The organism is Bacillus sp. FSL R7-0685 (genome assembly GCF_038002425.1).
Lineage (GTDB): Bacteria > Bacillota > Bacilli > Bacillales > Bacillaceae > Bacillus > Bacillus subtilis.
Window position 1 is genome coordinate 835473 of record NZ_JBBOCN010000001.1, and the last position, 19561, is coordinate 855033.

The window sequence follows — 19561 nt, forward strand, 5'->3', positions numbered from 1 at the left end:
GCGATTGAAAAACGGCAAAAAATGAGCTACCATAATAAAAAATGAATGGAGGAACAGAATGGGGAACGCCGTAAACAATAAAGATCAGCAGATTGATTATTTAAAGAACAGACTTGACATGTTTATGAACGTCATCGATTCATTAGACCCTGAAGCAACCGACGTTGAAGATATAGACAGGCTCATCAGCATGCTTGATGACCTGGAAGCCAAATACGAACGTTTTAAAAAAGATTGGGAATAAAACCGCGCGCCCGCCGCGGTTTTTTTATTGGCATAAAGCAACAGTATAAAACAAAGCCCCTATCTGTAAAATAAGAAAAAATGCAGAAGGAGCGCTGGCCATGAAGTGGATGTGTTCAATATGCTGCGCCGCCGTATTGCTTGCCGGAGGTGCAGCACAGGCGGAAGCGGTGCCGAATGAGCCGATTAATTGGGGCTTTAAACGAAGTGTCAATCATCAGCCGCCAGATGCCGGGAAGCAGCTGAACAGTTTAATTGAAAAATATGACGCGTTTTATTTAGGGAATACAAAGGAAAAAACGATTTACTTAACGTTTGATAACGGATATGAAAATGGCTATACGCCAAAAGTGCTTGATGTCTTAAAAAAACATCGCGTAACAGGAACGTTTTTTGTCACCGGGCATTTCGTAAAGGACCAGCCTCAGCTGATCAAACGTATGTCAGATGAGGGCCATATTATCGGCAACCATTCCTTTCACCATCCGGATTTAACGACAAAAACAGCTGATCAGATTCAGGATGAACTAGATTCAGTCAACGAAGAGGTTTATAAAATTACGGGAAAGCAGGACAATCTGTACTTGCGTCCGCCGCGTGGCGTGTTCAGTGAGTACGTACTGAAAGAAACGAAACGCCTCGGCTATCAAACCGTTTTCTGGTCGGTCGCTTTTGTTGATTGGAAAATCAACAACCAAAAGGGGAAGAAATATGCCTACGATCATATGATCAAGCAGGCGCACCCGGGAGCCATTTACCTGCTGCACACCGTATCAAGGGACAATGCTGAAGCACTGGATGACGCGATTACAGATCTGAAAAAACAGGGCTACACTTTTAAAAGCATTGATGATCTGATGTTTGAGAAAGAAATGAAGATGCCGTCCTTGTAATGAGAAGAGCCTCTCCTGAAATGGAGAGGCTTTTCTTTATTTTATACATTTAATCAGTGCGGCCCAGTCCAGATCTCCGAAGCCCTGTTCAATCCCGCTTTCAAAATGGCTCTTGGCCAGCTCGGCAAGAGGAAGATTTGCAGAAACCCGTTTTGCGGCGGCGAGTGCCAGGTTGGTATCCTTCAGCCCTAAAGACATTTTGAAGCCGGCCGGCTCAAATTTCTGCTCGGCCATAATGGTTCCGTAATTTTGATAGACTGGAGAACCAAAGAGCGCGCTGGCGATTTCTAAAAATTGTTTTTGTTCTAAGCCGTATTTCTCCATCATTAAAAAGGATTCAGATAACGCCTCCAGCATGGACACAAGCAAGAAATTGATGCTGATTTTGGCTGCATTTGCCGTCTTGCTTTCTTCGCCGACGTCAAATACCTGCTGGCTCAGGCTGTCGAGCAGAGGCTTGGCAGCTTGCTTTGCTTCCGCCGGTCCGGCTGTTATGATACGGAGCGCGGCTTTGGCTGCGGCATCCGGTCTGCCAAGAACAGGAGCGGCGAGAAAAAATTGTCCTTTCTCTGCATGAGCTGCTGCGAGCTTTTCTGAGAACTCAACACTGATTGTGCTCATCGAGATGTGAATGCCGTTCTCTGCTAATCCTTCAAGCAGCCCGTCTTCTCCGAATGTCACGGCGCTGACAGAATCATCATCTGCAAGCATAGTAATGACAATATCAGCGGACTTTGCCGCCAGCCGCGGCGTATCAGCTGCCTGTGCGCCTTCTGTGACAAGGTCTTCTGTCTTTTGTTTCGTCCGGTTATAGACAGTCAATTCGTAGCCTGCTTGAAGAACATTTCGGGCAATGGGCTGTCCCATATTGCCGAGTCCGATGACAGCAATTTTCAATCTGATCACTCCCTGAATATTTTTTCCATTATAAACAATATGAACAGAATATGCATAGCGATCGGCTTACAACAAAAAAGAACAGCTGCTCGCTGTCCTCATTTAAAAATATTGAACCATCCTTTATGTACAAACCAAATCAGCATTCCAATCACAAGCGCGGCCATCAGGCCAAGTACAGCGAAATATCCGTATTTCCAATGCAGTTCCGGCATAAAGTCGAAGTTCATACCGTATACACCGGCAATAAAGGTGAGCGGGATAAAAATGGTTGATACGATCGTCAGTGTCATCATAATCGCATTCATCCGGTTTGAGTTTAGCGTCACGTAGCTGTCACGCAAGTCAGACGTCATGTCACGGTTGGATTCCACAATTTCAGACAACTTTAACAAATGATCATATATGTCGCTGAAATAGGCTTTCGTTTCCCGCTGCTCTTTCACATGGTCAAGGCTTAAAATCCGGTAGAGCAAATCACGCATCGGGATAATCGTCCGTCTCAAATGCAATAGGTCTGTTCTGAGATCAAACACCTCGTTCATCAGCGTTCCATACGTTTTGTGGGGACGGCTTTCTTCAATTTCATTCAGCCGGTCTTCAATTTTATACACGAGAGGAAAATATTCATCAACAAGCTGATCCATGATCATATAAGAAATATGCCCGGGCCCTTTTTTCAATATGTCCGGTGAAGCATACAAACGCTCCCGGACTTTAGCGATACCTGGCGTTTCGTGTAAATGAAAGGTGACGACAAATTTTTCGCCTTGAAAGATATCGACTTCCTCCATTTCAAGTGTTTCCTTATTCAGCGCATGAATCACGTAAAAACGATAGCCGTCATAATGGTCAAGCTTCGGCCGCTGCATATGCTGGAAGCAATCCTCAATGGCAAGCGGGTGAAAATGAAAAAAATCTCTCAATAACGCCGTTTCCGTATCCTCCGGGCCGTAAAAATCAACCCAGTACCATGCAATATCAGGCTGTTCCACTCGTTCGATCGGTATATTTTTCAGCAGCTGATGCTCTGTTGTGATTGCGGTAATGTTGATCATAAACAACCCTCCACCTGCCATTATATCATGCGGTCTTTATGAGAAAAGTATACGGTACTCTCTGCCTAATTCCAGTGGCATGTTATACTGAACAAAAACGGAAAAAGGGTGGATCTCATGTGGAAGGAAAAAGTATCTGTCACGCCTCCGTATCATTTTGACCGCGTGCTGGACAGGCTGTCTTTAGACCCCCTCAATGCTGTTGATCGAGAGGCGAGGGAAGTCCGTGTGCCAATCAGAAATCAAGCGGGGGACGTATGTATTGTAAAGGTACAGGCGTTAGGACATGCGGGCGAGCCTGAGTTCCTCGTCAGCGGGGAAACGGATCAGGGAGAAATGATGAAGGAAATCAAGCGGATTTTTCAATGGGAAAATCATTTGCAGCACGTTCTGGATCATTTTTCAAAAACGAGCCTGTCCGCCATTTTTGAAGAGCATGCCGGGACGCCGCTTGTTCTGGACTACAGCGTGTACAACTGCATGATGAAATGCATTATCCACCAGCAGCTCAATCTTTCCTTCGCTTACACGCTAACAGAACGGTTTGTTCATGCGTTTGGCGAGCAGAAGGATGGCGTGTGGTGCTATCCAAAGCCGGAAACGATTGCGGAACTCGATTATCAGGATCTGCGTGATCTGCAATTCAGCATGAGAAAAGCGGAATACACCATTGATACATCAAGGATGATCGCAGAAGGCACACTCAGCTTGTCAGAGCTGCCGCATATGGCGGATGAAGACATTATGAAGAAACTGATCAAAATCAGGGGTATCGGCCCGTGGACCGTGCAAAACGTCCTCATGTTCGGACTTGGCCGTCCCAATTTATTCCCGCTTGCCGATATCGGCCTCCAGAATGCCATCAAACGCCACTTTCAGCTGGACGATAAGCCGGCAAAGGATGTCATGCTGGCGATGAGCAAGGAGTGGGAGCCTTATTTAAGCTATGCGTCTTTGTATTTGTGGAGGAGTATAGAATAATTCGTCTGACAATGAAGGAAATCCTGCAAACGTGTTATACTAGAAAGATGTGAAAAAACCATTTCACTTTCTGCCATCCGCAGAAAGCTTCATATAGAAACGGAGAGAACAACGTGAACCAACAAAAGAAACAGGCGCCCGTCGAACTGAAGGTCGGACAAACTTTTCCGCTGACGATTAAGCGTCTCGGCATTAACGGAGAAGGTGTCGGCTATTTTAAGAAAAAAGTCGTCTTCGTGCCCGGTGCGCTTCCTGGCGAAGAAGTTGTTGTGCAGGCCACAAAGGTCCAGCCGAAGTTTTCGGAGGGCCGCATTAAGAAAATCCGCAAGGCATCTGAGCACCGGGTGGCACCGCCTTGCCCTGTTTATGAGCAATGCGGCGGCTGTCAGCTTCAGCACCTTGCATACAGCCAGCAGCTTCGGGAAAAACGCGATATCGTCATTCAGTCTCTTGAACGCCATACGAAGTTTAAAGTTGAAAACATGGAAATCAAAGAAACGATCGGCATGGACAACCCGTGGAATTACCGCAATAAAAGTCAATTCCAGATTGGGCGCTCGCAAAGCGGCAGCATCATCGCCGGCTTATACGGCCTTGATTCTCATGATATCGTGCCGATTAAAGACTGTATCGTTCAGCATCCGGCAACGAACAAAACAACAGGCATCGTCCGCCGCATTTTAGAGGACTTCAATGTGTCTGTTTATAATGAAAGAAAACGAAAAGGCGACGTTCGCACGATCGTGACGAGAGTCGGCTTTGAAACAGGCGAAGTGCAGGTCGTGCTTGTAACCGCAAAAGAAACGCTTCCGCACAAGGAAGAAATCGTCAAAGCGATTCAAAAGCGATTGCCAGAGGTCAAATCCATTATTCAGAATGTAAACGGGGCGAAAACCTCAGTGATTTTTGGTGAGAAAACAAAACAGCTCGCCGGAAAAACAGTGATTCAAGAAGTGCTCGGCGACGTATCTTTTGAATTGAGCGCCCGCGCTTTCTTCCAGCTCAATCCGGAACAGACCGTCAAGCTGTATGATGAAGTGAAAAAAGCGGCGCAGCTGACCGGAAAAGAAAAAGTCGTTGATGCGTATTGCGGCGTCGGCACTATCGGCATGTGGGTTGCGGACGGAGCGAAGGAAGTCCGCGGCATGGACGTCATCAAGGAATCAATTGACGATGCCAAGAAAAACGCCAAAAAACACGGCATGGCAAATGCCACATACGTAACAGGAACAGCCGAGCACTGGCTCCCGAAATGGACGAAAGAAGGCTTCCGCCCGGACGTCGTCATCGTAGACCCGCCAAGAACCGGCTGTGACAGCACGTTCCTGGACACGATCAAAAAAGTCAAACCGAAACGCTTTGTCTACGTTTCCTGCAATCCATCCACGCTTGCAAAGGATTTGCAGACGCTGTCGAAGGACTATCGCGTGGACTATATTCAGCCTGTCGATATGTTTCCGCAGACGGCGCATGTTGAAGCAGTGGCGAGACTTGTATTGAAATCGTCTAACTAAAAAGAACATTTCCCAGTCATAAAATAGTTTTCCTAATAAGACCTGGATTTCGGTAAAATAAACAATTCCGATTTCCGGGTCTTTTTCGTGCGCAGCCCTTGTCCTAACTGTCTTTCCCCAATTTTATCTTCCTTCTTTTCTCGGAGATCTTTATTTTAACTGGCGAAAAGAATTGAAAAAACGTGTTGAAAAGCGGGTGAAAAAAAGCGTTATTTAACCGGAAAAATTTCCTTCCAGTATGATTAAAATACATGAGTAAAATGATGTAAAATCATAGATATATTTTTCATAATTTGTAAAATTATATATTGACTTGCAGTTATTACGTGTGAAATATTGATTATAGGAATATAAGGAAAGGTATGGCGTATATCATTTCAAGAGTCATTCGATGTAAAAAGTTGAAACATTGTAATAAACGAAAGAGGTGAAAATGATGGCCAACCCCATTTTAAAATGAATAACGTATGAGCACTAAAATAATAGTGCCGAGACGATAAAAACTATTACAGTAATACCAACAATGGTTATACTAGCTAAAAAGTATTGCAGAGAAGGAAATGGATAACTAAATGGATAAAGTATATAAAAAACGACCGTTATATAAAAGAAGTTGGTTTCAAACATTTTTGGCATTTTTAGTATCTCAGCTTTATTTTAATTTTGTAGAATTAACGGGATGGGGTCCTAAGTATAGAGAAATGAATGGATTCCCAGCAAACATAGTTGAACTAGATTTCTTTCAAACATATCTTTCATTCTATGATAATCCATGGTTTAATATTATTACTGTTTTCTTGGGAGTTTTCACTATTATACAAATAATTACAGGGATAACAAAGGATATTCGAAATTAAAGCAATAACTTCTGATGCCTTATTTAATGATGAAAGAAAATGAACACTTTCTTAATTATCTTATGAGTGAAGACTGCGACATTTAGTCAGCAGTCTATTTTATTGGTTCTGGATCAGGATTACCGAATTATAACCCTATACAAATATATAGTAGGTTGCCACTTGCTGCGTTGGTTATTTTCTAAATCATGAGCAAATCCCAAATGATTCAGATTGAAGTTCTTGAATTCTTTTAAATAAGGATTTATTTTCTCTTCTCATCCTCTTTACTCCATGTGATTCATAAGTGGTAGCAGCTTAAGTAGAGTTTTTTTTATTCTCTTGAGTACTCAGTTATACCACCCCCAACTCAATTTGCTTTATCTCTATTAGTTTTTCCGCAAATATGATATAGAGATACGGATATGGTGTAGTGTTAAATATCTTATCTTCAATAACAGGGCAATTATTTTGCGTTGGTAATATGGAGAACTCATATGATATTCTATTTAGGTTGGAATTCTTTTTATCCAAAAAGTTCAAAAGTAAGGCCACTAAGAAAGACGAAGGTCAGCGCCAGTGTTAACCACAATATATGGTGTAGATAATCATCCCACGTGAAATGTTCAAAATTTACTATAGATTGATAAGAAATGCTTTCGCATGCGATAAGTGTAAAAAGAAAGCATGGTCAGTTTTTTTATATTGAGATACAGGTATAGCCGTATCCCCTAATGAAAGGATTTGATTTTTGTTATGACAGAAAATTTCTGGCGTGAATTACCACGGCCATTTTTTGTACTGGCACCAATGGAAGATGTGACAGATGTTGTTTTCCGGCATGTAGTAAGTGAAGCAGGCAGACCGGATGTGTTTTTTACAGAGTTCACAAACTCAGAGAGCTATTGCCATCCGGATGGGAAGGATAGCGTACGCGGCCGTTTAACTTTTACAGAGGATGAACAGCCAATGGTAGCCCATATATGGGGAGATAAGCCTGAAAACTTTCGTAAAATGAGTATTGGCATGGCAGAGTTAGGATTTAAAGGACTAGATATCAATATGGGCTGTCCTGTGCCTAATGTTGCGGGGAATGGAAAGGGAAGCGGCCTTATTTGCCGTCCTACAGTTGCGGCAGAATTAATACAAGCTGCAAAAGCAGGGGGATTGCCTGTAAGCGTGAAGACAAGACTTGGATACACGGATGTGGATGAATGGCGCGAGTGGCTGACACACATTTTGAAACAGGATATTGCGAATCTTTCTATTCATCTGCGTACTAGGGCAGAAATGAGCAAAGTAGATGCGCATTGGGAGCTCATCCCGGAGATTAAGAAACTTCGTGACGAGGTGGCACCAGATACACTTTTGACGATCAATGGTGATATCCCTGACCGCCAAACTGGCTTAAAACTTGCTGAACAATACGGCGTCGATGGAATTATGATAGGGCGCGGTATTTTTACAAATCCATTTGCCTTTGAAAAGGAGCCGAAAGAGCATAGCAGCAAGGAATTGCTTGATCTCTTAAGGCTGCATCTGGATCTTCATGATAAATATTCAGCATTAGAAGCCCGTCCGTACAAGCCTCTTCCTCGCTTTTTTAAAATTTATCTCCGCGGGTTCCGAGGGGCAAGTGAATTAAGAAATCAATGCATGAACACAAAGTCAACAGATGAAGTGCGTGCATTGCTCGACGACTTTGAGAGAAAGTATCTTGATGGGGTAGAATAACAGCAGTGCTTGATTCAAAAAAGGCTAACAAAATAAAGGGATTTTTACACCATTCTTGACTAAAATAAACCTGGATTTTCGGTAAATCCGGGTCTTTTTTGTACGCAGCTTTTACTCAGCCTGTCTTTTCTCTAATTTATTGTAAGAAAATAATGGTATATTTAGTGGAGATATCTTATAAAGGGGGAGAGGAAAATGAAACGGCTATGCATCATCCCCTGCGGCAAGAAAAAAATCTGGGATGTCCAGCCTGATGCCGGGCCGGTAAGAGCAGAGGACGCTTATCTCAGCCCGTTTCATCAGGCGTGCGAACGGTATGCGAAAGCATTTTTCGATGAGTGGGTGATTTTGTCTGCGAAGCACGGGTTCCTCCGCCCTGATGATCTCGTTTCGGGAAATTACGATGTCACTTTTGGCACCGGTCATCCGGAAATCATGACAGCGGAGGAGCTGGGCCGCCAATTTTACGAAAAGGGCTTTTCTGATATTGAAGAGCTAGTCATGCTTGGCGGGAAAAAATATCGAAACGTTCTCAACGCCGTCGTCGGTGAGCATCAGCATATCAGCTGGCCGCTGTCATCGTACAAAGGCATTGGCTATATGCTTCAAGCGCTTAACCGGGCTGTTGAAGAAAAGCATGAACTGTAGCACGTACATATGAAGAAAAGAGTGGGAACATGAAAAAACTTGTGTTTGGCTTGCTTGCCATTGCGTTATTCGGATGCGGACTATATATCTATCATGTATGGTTTGGTGATCCATTTTCGAAAAATGCTGCAGAGCAGAAGCTAGTCTCTTATGTGAAACAAACCTATCCGAAGAAAGAAATCAAGATCACGAATGGGGTATATAACGCTAAAACCTCTGAATATGTATTCGAAGCAACCTCCCAATCTCATCGCTACCCAATGTGTACGAAGGGATTTCTACATCCTAAAGTAACGTGCGATGGGATTGAAGAAGCGTATACCGAATCAGTAGCAAAACATGTAAATGAAGAAGCAACGAAGGCAATCGAAGCAGATCTGAAAAAAGCGGTTCCTCGACTTATAAAAGCTGATGCTGCTTTGAGTATCGAAAATGGACAGTTCACGTTAGATACAAAATGGAACAAACAGCTGGCTGAAAAAGCGCCTATGAGCATGACGATTCAGTTAGACGCCAGCGGGTTATCAAAAACAGATGCCGCAAAGATGGCGGAAACGGTCAGAAAAACGCTTAATGAAAAGGGATATACATACTCAAACGGCACGATAGACTGTATGCAGAAGGACGGGGACGGCGGTATAGGATATGTCAAATATTCAATTGATTTTCTTTCAAAAGCAGCTATTCAATCAAACGATGCAGAGGAACTAGGAAGTTGACATCATTTCCAAGGAAATAAATACGTCGATCATTGTCAAAGACCGGGTGATGCCCGGTCTTTTTTGTATGCTGTAAAACGAGACAAATGGATCAGTTTGAGACAAAACGAGACACCCGTCTCAAACTGTCTCCAGTGTAAAAATGAAAAAGCTGATTTGACGGGCTTCAAATACTGGCACACTTCTTGCTTTTATAATTGTGAACCCTAAATAGAAGGAGGCGCACAAAATGGAATTGTTAAAACGTGAAGGCTTGTCATTAACTGAGGAAAAAGCGCTGTGGATGTACCAAAAGATGCTGGAGATCAGGGGCTTTGAAGACAAAGTGCATGACCTGTTCGCCCAGGGAGTGCTTCCCGGATTCGTTCATTTATATGCCGGTGAGGAAGCCGTGGCTGTAGGGGTGTGCGCTCATTTACATGATGGCGACAGCATTACAAGCACCCACAGGGGACATGGACATTGTATCGCCAAAGGCTGTGATTTGGACGGCATGATGGCGGAAATTTTCGGGAAAGCGACCGGATTGTGCAAAGGCAAGGGCGGTTCTATGCACATTGCGGATCTTGATAAAGGCATGTTAGGCGCAAATGGAATCGTCGGGGGCGGCTTTACGCTCGCATGCGGATCAGCGCTCACGGCTAAATATAAACAGACTAAAAATGTAAGCGTTTGCTTTTTCGGGGACGGGGCAAATAACCAAGGCACCTTTCACGAAGGGCTGAATTTAGCGGCTGTATGGAACCTTCCTGTCGTGTTTGTCGCCGAAAACAACGGCTATGGCGAAGCCACCCCATTTGAGTACGCATCAGCTTGTGATTCAATCGCCGATCGGGCAGCTGCTTATAACATGCCGGGGGTGACAGTTGACGGAAAAGATATTTTAGCAGTTTACCAGGCAGCCGAGGAAGCGATAGCAAGAGCAAGAAACGGCGGAGGCCCGTCTTTGATTGAATGTATGACCTACAGAAACTACGGCCATTTCGAAGGGGATGCCCAGACCTATAAAACGAAGGATGAAAGAGTTGAGCACCTTGAAGAAAAGGATGCCATTCAAGGTTTTAAAAACTACCTTTTAAAAGAAACAGATGCTAATAAGCTGTCAGACATTGAACAGCGTGTCAGCGAATCGATTGAAAAAGCCGTCTCGTTCAGCGAAGACAGTCCATATCCAAAAGATTCGGAGCTGCTGACAGATGTGTACGTGTCATATGAAAAAGGAGGAATGTAAGAGATGGCGAGAGTCATAAGCATGTCAGACGCGATCAATGAAGCAATGAAGCTTGCGATGAGAAGAGACGAAAATGTGCTTTTGATCGGTGAGGATGTCGCCGGGGGAGCGGCGGTCGATCATTTGCAGGATGATGAAGCATGGGGCGGTGTATTAGGGGTCACAAAGGGACTCGTACAGGAATTCGGGCGCACAAGAGTGCTGGACACACCGATTTCTGAGGCGGGCTACATGGGTGCGGCTATGGCTGCGGCATCAACCGGTTTGAGACCGATTGCCGAGCTAATGTTTAACGATTTTATCGGCACGTGCTTTGACCAGGTGATCAACCAAGGGGCGAAATTCCGTTATATGTTCGGCGGAAAAGCGCAAGTGCCGATTACCGTCCGCACCACATACGGAGCAGGGTTCCGGGCCGCTGCCCAGCATTCACAAGCGCTTTATGGCCTTTTCACGAGCATTCCTGGACTGAAGACGGTTGTTCCATCCAATCCGTATGATGCCAAAGGTCTTCTGCTTGCAGCAATAGAAGATAATGATCCGGTGTTCTTCTTTGAAGACAAAACGTCCTACAACATGAAGGGCGAGGTGCCGGAAGATTATTATACAATTCCCCTCGGAAAAGCGGATATCAAACGCGAAGGCAATGATGTTACGCTCTTTGCAGTCGGCAAGCAGGTCAATACTGCGCTTGAAGCGGCTGCACAGCTTTCAGAGAGGGGCATCGAAGCCGAGGTCCTTGATCCGCGCAGTCTGTCCCCTCTGGATGAGGATGCGATTTTCACATCGTTAGAAAAAACAAATCGGCTGATCATCATTGATGAAGCCAATCCGCGATGCAGCATTGCCACGGATATTGCTGCGATTGTCGCTGACAAGGGCTTTGATTTGCTTGATGCGCCGATTAAACGGATTACAGCGCCGCATACACCGGTTCCGTTTTCACCAGTGCTTGAAGATCAATATTTGCCGACACCAGATAAAATTGTCAGCGTCACGCTTGAATTGCTTGGCGAGCCGGCAATGAATTAAAGGGGGGACACAAATGGCGGTAAAAGTAGTGATGCCAAAATTGGGAATGGCCATGAAACAAGGGGAAGTATCGATATGGAATAAAAAAGTAGGCGACCCGGTTGAAAAGGGAGAAAGCATTGCCAGCATTCAATCGGAGAAAATTGAAATGGAGATCGAAGCGCCTGAAAAAGGAACGCTGATCGATATCAAAGTGAAAGAGGGAGAAGAGGTTCCGCCCGGCACAGCGATCTGCTATATCGGGGACGCCAATGAGTCGGTGCAGGAAGAGGCGGGGGCGCCTGTTGCTGAAGACAATATGCCGCAAGCCGTTCAGCCCGTCAAACAAGAAAACAAACCCGCAGCCTCCAAAAAAGATCGAATGAAAATATCTCCAGTCGCCAGGAAAATAGCAGAAAAAGCAGGATTAGACCTAAAACAACTGAAAGGAACTGGACCAGGCGGACGAATCGTGAAGGATGACGTAACAAAGGCTCTTGCTGAACAGAAAAAAGATCAGGCAAAGCCTGGTTCGGAACAGAAAGCGCAGGAAATCCCGGTGACAGGCATGAGAAAGGTCATCGCTGCCCGAATGCAGGAAAGCCTGGCAAACAGCGCGCAGCTGACGATCACGATGAAGGCTGATATCACTAAGCTTGCCACTCTTCAAAAACAGCTTTCATCAACTGCGGAAGAGAGATACGGCACAAAACTGACGATCACTCATTTTGTCTCAAGAGCCGCCGTTCTCGCTCTGCAAGCTCACCCTGTGCTGAACAGCTTTTATCAAAATGAGCGCATCATCACACATCCCCATGTACACCTTGGTATGGCTGTAGCCTTGGAAAACGGCTTAGTGGTGCCTGTCATCCGCCATGCTGAAAAGCTATCGCTGATTGAACTGGCTCAATCAATCTCAGAAAATGCCAAAAAAGCACGCGAGGGACGTGCGGGAAGCGAAGAACTGCAAGGCTCTACCTTCTCCATTACAAACCTTGGCGCGTTTGGAGTTGAGCATTTCACACCGATACTAAATCCGCCGGAAACAGGCATTCTCGGCATCGGAGCAAGCTATGACACGCCGGTGTATCAAGGGGAGGAGATCGTCAGAAGCACGATCCTGCCGCTCAGCCTGACATTTGATCACAGAGCGTGTGACGGCGCCCCAGCCGCTGCATTCCTGAAGGCGATGAAAACATATTTGGAAGAACCCGCAGCATTAATTTTATAGGAAAAGCAGGTGAAAACGACATGACATTAGCCATTATCGGCGGCGGACCTGCAGGCTATGCGGCTGCGGTTTCCGCGGCACAGCAGGGCAGAAACGTGCTGCTCATTGACAAAGGCAAGCTTGGGGGGACCTGCCTGAATGAAGGCTGCATCCCGACAAAGTCTTTGTTAGAAAGCGCAAACGTTCTTGATAAAATCAAGCATGCCGACAGCTTTGGAATCGAACTTCCGGCAGGTGCGATATCAGTCGATTGGAGTAAAATGCAAAGCCGAAAACAACAGGTTGTCAGTCAGCTTGTCCAAGGCGTTCAGTACCTAATGAAGAAAAATCAAATACAGGTTGTAAAGGGAACAGCCTCCTTTCTTTCTGAAAGAAAGCTCTTGATCGAAGGAGAAAACGGAAAAGAAATCAGAGAGGCGGACCAAGTATTGATTGCCTCCGGGTCAGAGCCAATCGAGCTGCCTTTTGCCCCATTTGACGGCGAATGGATCCTCGACAGCAAAGACGCGCTTTCTCTTTCCGAGATTCCGTCTTCACTAGTCATTGTCGGCGGCGGTGTCATCGGGTGTGAGTATGCAGGGCTGTTCGCCAGATTGGGATCGCAGGTGACCATCATTGAAACAGCGGACCAGCTGATCCCGGCTGAAGATGAAGATATTGCCCGTCTCTTTCAGGAGAAACTTGAGGAAGACGGTGTCGAAGTGCATACTTCATCCAGATTAGGGCGGGTGGATCAAACGGCCAAAACGGCAATATGGAAAAGCGGTCAGCGAGAGTTTAAAACGAAGGCCGATTATGTGCTGGTGGCGATCGGCAGAAAACCCCGTCTTGACGGGTTACAGCTGGAACAGGCCGGAGTTGATTTTTCTCCAAAGGGCATTCCGGTGAATGGGCACATGCAGACGAACGTGCCTCATATTTACGCGTGCGGAGATGCTATAGGGGGCATTCAGCTCGCGCATGCCGCTTTCCATGAGGGCATCATCGCTGCTTCTCATGCTTCCGGAAGGGATGTCAAAATCAATGAGAAACATGTGCCGCGCTGCATCTATACGTCCCCGGAAATCGCGTGTATCGGAATGACAGAACGACAGGCAAGAAGCATATACGGGGATGTGAAGATCGGCGAATTTTCATTTTCCGCAAACGGCAAGGCGCTCATTAAACAGCAAGCGGAAGGAAAGGTCAAAATCATGGCTGAACCGGAATTCGGCGAAATCGTGGGTGTCTCGATGATTGGCCCGGATGTAACCGAGCTCATCGGCCAAGCGGCAGCGATCATGAATGGTGAGATGACGGCAGATATGGCGGAGCATTTTATCGCCGCCCATCCGACTTTATCGGAAACATTGCATGAGGCGCTGTTAAGCACGATAGGCCTTGCGGTACATGCATAATAAAGGAAAAGCAGGCGCATGGATATAAGGCGCCTGCTTTTTTATTGTTGAAAGCGCTTTATTTTTCCCCTACAATAGATGAAAACGGCGTGTAAGGGAGGAGCGATCAAGGAAATGAATTCGGTCCCAAACGATTTGCAAACCTGGAAACGTTTTGTGAAAGACGGTGTGCTTGACGAAGCCCGATTAAGAAAACGGATTGCAGAGTCATGGCATCGCTGCAAAAAAGCTGAGGTCAATCCTTATTTAGAAAAAGGCCCGAAGGTTTTACAGCAAACGGAGCTGGATCAGCAGTCAAAAAAACATTCATTCTTCTTGACGACCGCAAAGCCTTACCTCGAAAAACTGCTGCCTGCCATAAAAGAAATGGAAATGATGGCGCTGCTAATTGATTCAGACGGTGTTGTTCTGGCATTGGACGGCCATCCCCGCGCGCTCTATGAAGCCAAACGCATCAACTTTGTCGAAGGGGCATGCTGGACGGAAACGGCTGTCGGAACAAATGCGATTGGCACGGCGCTCCACATCAGCGAGCCGGTTGCGATACAAGGATCAGAGCATTACTCCATTGCTTCCCATCTTTGGAACTGTTCATCCGCTCCGATTCACCATGAGGATGGCAGCCTTGCGGGTGTGATTGACATATCGTGTCCGGCGGCAGGCGCTCATCCTCATATGCTCGGTATTGCCACTGCGATCGCCTATGCAGCTGAACGGGAACTCGCAGCTAAAAGCCGTGAGAAAGAGCTCGAGCTGATCAGCCGTTTTGGAGAGAGGGCTGCATCCAGTGTGCCGATGGTGCTATGCAATAACAAGCAGCACATCATCAGTGCGAGCATACCGATTCGAACCTCAATGCCTGATTGGCAGGGCCGGCACCTGTATGAGTTGAAAGAACGGGGCTACTCAATCGAAAAAGCTGTCACCATAGGAGATAGCGGCACTTGTTTTTATCTTTCGGAACAAAAGAAAAAGAAGGTGTTCCGATTCAATGGAGTGATCGGGAAAAGCGGCCGATCGCAAGCGATGCTGATGAACCTTGAACGTGCAGCTGCGGCAGATGCAACGGTCTGTTTGTCGGGCGAAACTGGTACGGGAAAGGAAGTCGCGGCTCGCGCTCTTCATGAGAACAGTGAGAGACGTCACGGTCCGTTTGTTGCTGTCAATTGCGGAGCGATTCCGTCTGATTTGATTGAAAGCGAACTGTTCGGATATGCAGAGGGCGCTTTTACGGGAGCGAAACGAAATGGCTATAAAGGCGCCTTTCAAAAAGCGAATCAAGGCACATTATTTTTAGATGAAATCGGAGAAATTTCCCACTCGATGCAGGTTGCGCTTTTACGGGTGCTTCAGGAACGCAAGATAACGCCAATCGGCGGGACGAAAGAAATTCCGGTTGATATCAGAGTTATTGCCGCCACACATTGTGATTTACGCGAGCTTGCCGAAAACGGAAAAATCAGAGAGGACTTGTTTTACCGTCTTCATGTCTATCCAATTGAACTCCCTCCATTACGCGATCGCACCGAGGATATCCCGGACCTCTTTGAGTACTACAAACAGAAGAATCATTGGCCAGGCGAACTTCCTTCTGATTTTTGTAATGTGCTGAAGCAATGGAAGTGGCCGGGGAATATCCGCGAGCTGTTTAATGTGTTTGAACGTCTTTCTATCAGATTTCCGGACGGCCGGCTGAGAGATGAATCGCTTCCCGCTTTACTGGAAGCCGCTGGATTGCCGACCAGCTCTGCAGAAAAAAAGCCGGCTGCTGCCGGCGTGCTTACTTTTCGTGAGCAAATCCAAAAGGATATGATGATCAAAGCGCTTGAATCTGCAAAAGGAAACGTCTCTCAAGCTGCCAAAATCAGCGGGATCCCCCGTAGCACTTTCTACAAACGCCTGAAAAAATTCAACTTGTCCGCTGAATCATAAAGCATACTTCCTTCAGGAAATGGAAACGTTATGTATTGAAGGAGGGTGTTTACGATGAATATTCAAAGGGCGAAAAAAATTGTAGAATCTCCCGATATGAAAAAAGTAACATACAACGGCGTTCCTATTTACATTCAGCACGTAAATGAAGAAACTGGAACAGCAAGAATTTATCCGCTTGACGAACCGCAAGAGGAGCATGAAGTGCAGCTGAACAGCTTAAAAGAGGATTAAACAAAAATGGCCCGCTTCATAAGCAGGCCATTTTGTTATCCGCGCGGCGCAAATAAAATAACACAGACACCGATGAGACAAATGAATGCGCCGATCCAGTCATACAGATCAGGTGTTTTCCGGTCAACAAGCCATCCCCACAGGACCGCAAGCACGATGAATACTCCGCCATAAGCGGCGTATACACGGCCGAAAGATGGGAAGGACTGAAACGTCGGAAGAATGCCGTATACAATGAGGATCAGCGCCCCGGCGATTCCGTAGCCGGCTGGCTTTGCCTCTCTCAGCCATAGCCAAACCAGATATCCGCCGCCAATTTCGGCAAGCCCTGCCGCGAGAAATAAAAGAATGGTAATCAGCATCATGAGCACTCCTCAATTTGCATTTATCTTTCATTATAGAGGAGGAGAGCTTTTAAAGCTTCGGATGATTCTCAAATTCCTTCAAATACGCTTTTCGCTGAACCTCTGTAAATTGGCTGATCCAATTGTTTTGAGCCTCTTCATTCAAATGGGGAAGGATATAGCGTTCAACCGCTTCGAAAAACAGCGGATTCGCGATGATGTTCCAGGTCGGGATTCGAACGATTTTGCCGTCTGTTTTCTCGATGATAATATCCTCAAAAAAGATCCCTTTCAAACTGTATTGATGGCGTCCCATATAAAGCCGCTTCACCTCGGAAAACAGTACGCTGCGCTTTCTCGAAAAGATCTCGCCATTAGGTCCGGTCTTTATGCTGAAAATGACATTTCCACGGCTTGTGAAGGCAGGAAAAGCCATAAAGAATGTGATCAATCCATAAATCATCGCCAGTAATCCGCCGCCCAAATAAAGCAGGGCATATTTAGATTCAAACGTGAGAGCTTCAGACACCAGCCAGACTCCCACAATAAAGGCGCCCCCTGTAGCGAGGAACAGCCATATTCTAAAAAACAGTCTGCTTTTGACCTTAATTACTTCATTGTTTTTCAATTGCTATTCTCCTTTATCGCTCTTTAGCAAAAAAGTATTCCTTTTATCACATCTTTATTTGCTGTTACGATAGAAAATTCATTTTGGGTAATACCTGTTACCAGCCAAGTATGATGGCTGCCAGGCAGAACGAAAGCCATGTCAGCCACTTCCGGGGAGTTGTCTTTGTCATAAACCAGCCGCATCAGCGTATCCATTTTTCCTTTTCGCAAAGCCAGATCATTTACAAAACGGGTAACGTCCTCTTGGTGATCATGCTTATCTAGAAACTCCTTGAGATGTGTGGGAGTGTCTGAAGCGCCCTCCAAAAGCAATTCAAATTCAGTTGATGTCAGAGAGATCAGTGATTCTTTGTGATCTTCTGCATCTATTATATTTAAAAACTCGGATGTTTTAGAGAGTAATCCATTAGTTGAATCCATTTTTTTGATTCTATGCACCTGTTCATCAAACAGCAATTCATGAGAGTAAGTACCAAACTTTGAAACATGGCAGGATATATTCTGTTCTTTACCTTGTTCATCAAATTTGGACAGCTTAACTGTATAGTCGGCGTCGTTTAACACATGGATAAACGGACAGTATTCGTCCTTTAGCCGATATTGATGATTCCGATATTCCGCCGCATCTTTGGCTAAGAGTGAGCGGCACGCGGCTTCAAATAAGGCGCCGAGCTGTTCATCTTCTATTTCGGGAAAATAGGCTTGTTTTAAGGCCATTCCCTGTTCGAAAAACCCTTCGCTGTAAAAACAAAACAAGAGTTCTTCTATGCTGATTGTAAACTGCTTCATTGTTTATTCTCCTATCCAAATGAAAATTTCCCTTTAAGGAAATGGGTTGCGCCGTGTATGAGCGAATCCGCTGTTTTCTTTGCTTTTTCTATTCCTTTTTTCGCACTGTCTATCCCTTTATGTATCGTTTTATTCGCCGCATCTATGCCGTCATTCACTGATTTGACGACTTTGCCGGCTGATTCCAGTCCTTTTTTGGCTGTATCAACGACAGCATGGATCGGTTCTTTAAGTTTTATCGCTGCTTTTTCAGCATAGACTGATGTGAATTTTGCGATTTTTTCCCCAACAAACCCTCCTACTGCCGAACCAATTGTGCCTCCGATTACTGTGCCGACAGGACCTAACACACTTCCTACGGCACCGCCCACAACAGCACCAGCTGTGGCACCGCCGGCAACAAAAATCGTATTATTCACAGCATTTCCGACAGCCTTGGCGTTTTCACGCTTGAGAACTTCGGGTTTGTCTTGGTATTTTGCATAATTTTCAGCAATTTTCACGCCTGCTCCGAATGTTTCGGTCGCACCGGTAATCAGTGTGGCGGTAATGGCATTTCCTTTCGCGAATCTCAAGCCCGTTTTTCCCACATCCTTCAAAGTGGAGCGTACGCCGGCTTCATTAAGAAATCCTTTTGTGTAGCTTCTGACGCTGTTTGAAAAATCCACCGTGTCCTGAGGGAAGTATTTTGTAAACTTTTTATGTACCAAATCTGAAAATGGACGGTTTGTCTTTTTCAACAAATATTTAGGATTCAAAAGCACTCTTGCCGCTTTTTGATAACGTGAGCTGTCAACGGCCCTGGAAATATCCAAGAGCAGTTTTGAGTGCTGGGCTGTATGCAAGCCGCTTGGCTGTTTCACAAATTTCGTAAGCCCTAATCCGTAATATTTTCCCTGCGTCAGCATAAGAGCGGTTAAGCTTGTCATCGTACCGTATTTGTCGTAGGCATTGTAGAGCTTTCGCAAAATATCATCTTGTTCCACAAATTTATCGCCCGTTTTTCTGATGAAAATCTCATTGTCACTCAGCTTAGTGACGAGCGCCTTTCCTGAGCTCCACGCATCGCCCACTCCAGAAAAACAGCTGCTGTAGCGGGGATCGCATTGCAAAATCATCTGCCCCAGCTCCACATGCAGGTCCTTATATTTGTTTTCCATATCAGTTAATTCAGTGACTACATCATTTGCAAGCTGTTCGAGCTTATCCGGATCAACTGCAATGTTTCCTGACACACCG

20 protein-coding genes are annotated in these 19561 nt (G+C 45.6%); 14 read left to right on the plus strand and 6 right to left on the minus strand.

Annotated features, from left to right (window positions below; genetic code table 11):
* Positions 1-58 precede the first annotated feature (58 nt).
* Both MKY50_RS04330 and pdaA read left to right on the plus strand, forming a co-directional pair.
* A complete protein-coding gene (locus MKY50_RS04330; RefSeq protein WP_003223132.1) occupies positions 59-244 on the plus strand; it encodes an SE1561 family protein in 186 nt (61 codons plus the stop codon).
* 100 nt (positions 245-344) lie between these two features.
* Positions 345-1136, plus strand: coding sequence for a delta-lactam-biosynthetic de-N-acetylase (gene pdaA / locus MKY50_RS04335; RefSeq protein ID WP_014479173.1), 792 nt, complete (start codon positions 345-347; stop codon positions 1134-1136).
* A 36-nt stretch (positions 1137-1172) separates the two neighbouring features.
* Here pdaA and MKY50_RS04340 read toward each other — a convergent pair whose 3' ends face one another.
* Positions 1173-2033 (minus strand): NAD(P)-dependent oxidoreductase, encoded by an 861-nt coding sequence (locus MKY50_RS04340; protein ID WP_341116220.1) that lies wholly within the window; start codon positions 2031-2033, stop codon positions 1173-1175.
* A gap of 98 nt (positions 2034-2131) precedes the next feature.
* Complete coding sequence (corA, locus tag MKY50_RS04345) at positions 2132-3091, minus strand: magnesium/cobalt transporter CorA (protein ID WP_029317480.1); 960 nt, start codon at positions 3089-3091, stop codon at positions 2132-2134.
* Positions 3092-3208: 117 nt separating this feature from the next.
* Here corA and MKY50_RS04350 point away from each other — a divergent pair, with 117 nt between their 5' ends.
* From MKY50_RS04350 to MKY50_RS04405, 12 genes are all read left to right on the plus strand, one after another.
* Positions 3209-4072: a DNA-3-methyladenine glycosylase family protein gene (locus MKY50_RS04350; protein WP_003233646.1), complete on the plus strand. Its 864-nt coding sequence runs from the start codon at positions 3209-3211 to the stop codon at positions 4070-4072.
* Between the two features lie 113 nt (positions 4073-4185).
* Positions 4186-5586, plus strand: a complete 1401-nt coding sequence (gene rlmD, locus MKY50_RS04355) for a 23S rRNA (uracil(1939)-C(5))-methyltransferase RlmD (protein ID WP_003233644.1) — start codon at positions 4186-4188, stop codon at positions 5584-5586.
* Between the two features lie 572 nt (positions 5587-6158).
* Positions 6159-6443, plus strand: coding sequence for a YfzA family protein (locus tag MKY50_RS04360; protein WP_021481197.1), 285 nt, complete (start codon positions 6159-6161; stop codon positions 6441-6443).
* A gap of 735 nt (positions 6444-7178) precedes the next feature.
* On the plus strand, positions 7179-8156 hold the full coding sequence (locus tag MKY50_RS04365) for a tRNA dihydrouridine synthase (RefSeq protein WP_341116221.1): 978 nt from the start codon (positions 7179-7181) through the stop codon (positions 8154-8156).
* A 195-nt stretch (positions 8157-8351) separates the two neighbouring features.
* On the plus strand, positions 8352-8804 hold the full coding sequence (locus MKY50_RS04370; protein ID WP_341116222.1) for a DUF6884 domain-containing protein: 453 nt from the start codon (positions 8352-8354) through the stop codon (positions 8802-8804).
* A gap of 29 nt (positions 8805-8833) precedes the next feature.
* The gene (locus MKY50_RS04375; RefSeq protein WP_069322455.1) at positions 8834-9523 is read left to right on the plus strand and encodes a YfjL-like protein; all 690 of its coding nucleotides are present in this window, start codon (positions 8834-8836) and stop codon (positions 9521-9523) included.
* A gap of 229 nt (positions 9524-9752) precedes the next feature.
* On the plus strand, positions 9753-10754 hold the full coding sequence (gene acoA, locus MKY50_RS04380; RefSeq protein WP_341116223.1) for an acetoin:2,6-dichlorophenolindophenol oxidoreductase subunit alpha: 1002 nt from the start codon (positions 9753-9755) through the stop codon (positions 10752-10754).
* A gap of 3 nt (positions 10755-10757) precedes the next feature.
* Entirely contained in the window at positions 10758-11786 is a 1029-nt protein-coding gene (acoB, locus tag MKY50_RS04385) for an acetoin:2,6-dichlorophenolindophenol oxidoreductase subunit beta (protein WP_024572068.1), read from the plus strand.
* Between the two features lie 13 nt (positions 11787-11799).
* Entirely contained in the window at positions 11800-12996 is a 1197-nt protein-coding gene (gene acoC / locus MKY50_RS04390) for an acetoin dehydrogenase complex dihydrolipoyllysine-residue acetyltransferase (RefSeq protein WP_134156926.1), read from the plus strand.
* Positions 12997-13016: 20 nt separating this feature from the next.
* The gene (acoL, locus tag MKY50_RS04395) at positions 13017-14393 is read left to right on the plus strand and encodes an acetoin dehydrogenase complex dihydrolipoyl dehydrogenase (protein ID WP_032723005.1); all 1377 of its coding nucleotides are present in this window, start codon (positions 13017-13019) and stop codon (positions 14391-14393) included.
* A 114-nt stretch (positions 14394-14507) separates the two neighbouring features.
* Positions 14508-16325: an acetoin dehydrogenase operon transcriptional activator AcoR gene (gene acoR, locus MKY50_RS04400; RefSeq protein WP_341117286.1), complete on the plus strand. Its 1818-nt coding sequence runs from the start codon at positions 14508-14510 to the stop codon at positions 16323-16325.
* A gap of 54 nt (positions 16326-16379) precedes the next feature.
* Positions 16380-16559, plus strand: a complete 180-nt coding sequence (locus MKY50_RS04405) for a small acid-soluble spore protein H (protein WP_116316390.1) — start codon at positions 16380-16382, stop codon at positions 16557-16559.
* A gap of 35 nt (positions 16560-16594) precedes the next feature.
* On the opposite strand, the gene MKY50_RS04410 is transcribed toward MKY50_RS04405, so the two are convergent.
* The 4 genes from MKY50_RS04410 to MKY50_RS04425 are packed head-to-tail and all read right to left on the minus strand — an operon-like array spanning position 16595 to position 19557.
* On the minus strand, positions 16595-16924 hold the full coding sequence (locus MKY50_RS04410) for a YnfA family protein (RefSeq protein WP_010886445.1): 330 nt from the start codon (positions 16922-16924) through the stop codon (positions 16595-16597).
* A gap of 49 nt (positions 16925-16973) precedes the next feature.
* On the minus strand, positions 16974-17531 hold the full coding sequence (locus MKY50_RS04415; RefSeq protein ID WP_049140604.1) for a YfjD family protein: 558 nt from the start codon (positions 17529-17531) through the stop codon (positions 16974-16976).
* 23 nt (positions 17532-17554) lie between these two features.
* Positions 17555-18322, minus strand: coding sequence for a hypothetical protein (locus MKY50_RS04420; RefSeq protein ID WP_015252540.1), 768 nt, complete (start codon positions 18320-18322; stop codon positions 17555-17557).
* Between the two features lie 11 nt (positions 18323-18333).
* Positions 18334-19557 carry a hypothetical protein gene (locus MKY50_RS04425; protein ID WP_015715519.1) on the minus strand — a complete coding sequence of 408 codons (1224 nt, stop codon included), beginning with the start codon at positions 19555-19557 and terminating at the stop codon, positions 18334-18336.
* Positions 19558-19561 lie beyond the last annotated feature (4 nt).

Coding starts and splice junctions, on each gene's coding strand:
- acoL (WP_032723005.1), top strand. CDS start 13,017: ATGACATTAGCCATTATCGGCGGCGGACCTGCAGGCTATGCGGCTGCG.
- MKY50_RS04350 (WP_003233646.1), top strand. CDS start 3,209: ATGTGGAAGGAAAAAGTATCTGTCACGCCTCCGTATCATTTTGACCGC.
- MKY50_RS04420 (WP_015252540.1), bottom strand. CDS start 18,322: ATGAAGCAGTTTACAATCAGCATAGAAGAACTCTTGTTTTGTTTTTAC.
- MKY50_RS04330 (WP_003223132.1), top strand. CDS start 59: ATGGGGAACGCCGTAAACAATAAAGATCAGCAGATTGATTATTTAAAG.
- MKY50_RS04360 (WP_021481197.1), top strand. CDS start 6,159: ATGGATAAAGTATATAAAAAACGACCGTTATATAAAAGAAGTTGGTTT.
- MKY50_RS04370 (WP_341116222.1), top strand. CDS start 8,352: ATGAAACGGCTATGCATCATCCCCTGCGGCAAGAAAAAAATCTGGGAT.
- MKY50_RS04375 (WP_069322455.1), top strand. CDS start 8,834: ATGAAAAAACTTGTGTTTGGCTTGCTTGCCATTGCGTTATTCGGATGC.
- acoC (WP_134156926.1), top strand. CDS start 11,800: ATGGCGGTAAAAGTAGTGATGCCAAAATTGGGAATGGCCATGAAACAA.
- acoR (WP_341117286.1), top strand. CDS start 14,508: ATGAATTCGGTCCCAAACGATTTGCAAACCTGGAAACGTTTTGTGAAA.
- acoA (WP_341116223.1), top strand. CDS start 9,753: ATGGAATTGTTAAAACGTGAAGGCTTGTCATTAACTGAGGAAAAAGCG.
- MKY50_RS04365 (WP_341116221.1), top strand. CDS start 7,179: ATGACAGAAAATTTCTGGCGTGAATTACCACGGCCATTTTTTGTACTG.
- pdaA (WP_014479173.1), top strand. CDS start 345: ATGAAGTGGATGTGTTCAATATGCTGCGCCGCCGTATTGCTTGCCGGA.
- corA (WP_029317480.1), bottom strand. CDS start 3,091: ATGATCAACATTACCGCAATCACAACAGAGCATCAGCTGCTGAAAAAT.
- acoB (WP_024572068.1), top strand. CDS start 10,758: ATGGCGAGAGTCATAAGCATGTCAGACGCGATCAATGAAGCAATGAAG.
- MKY50_RS04405 (WP_116316390.1), top strand. CDS start 16,380: ATGAATATTCAAAGGGCGAAAAAAATTGTAGAATCTCCCGATATGAAA.
- MKY50_RS04410 (WP_010886445.1), bottom strand. CDS start 16,924: ATGATGCTGATTACCATTCTTTTATTTCTCGCGGCAGGGCTTGCCGAA.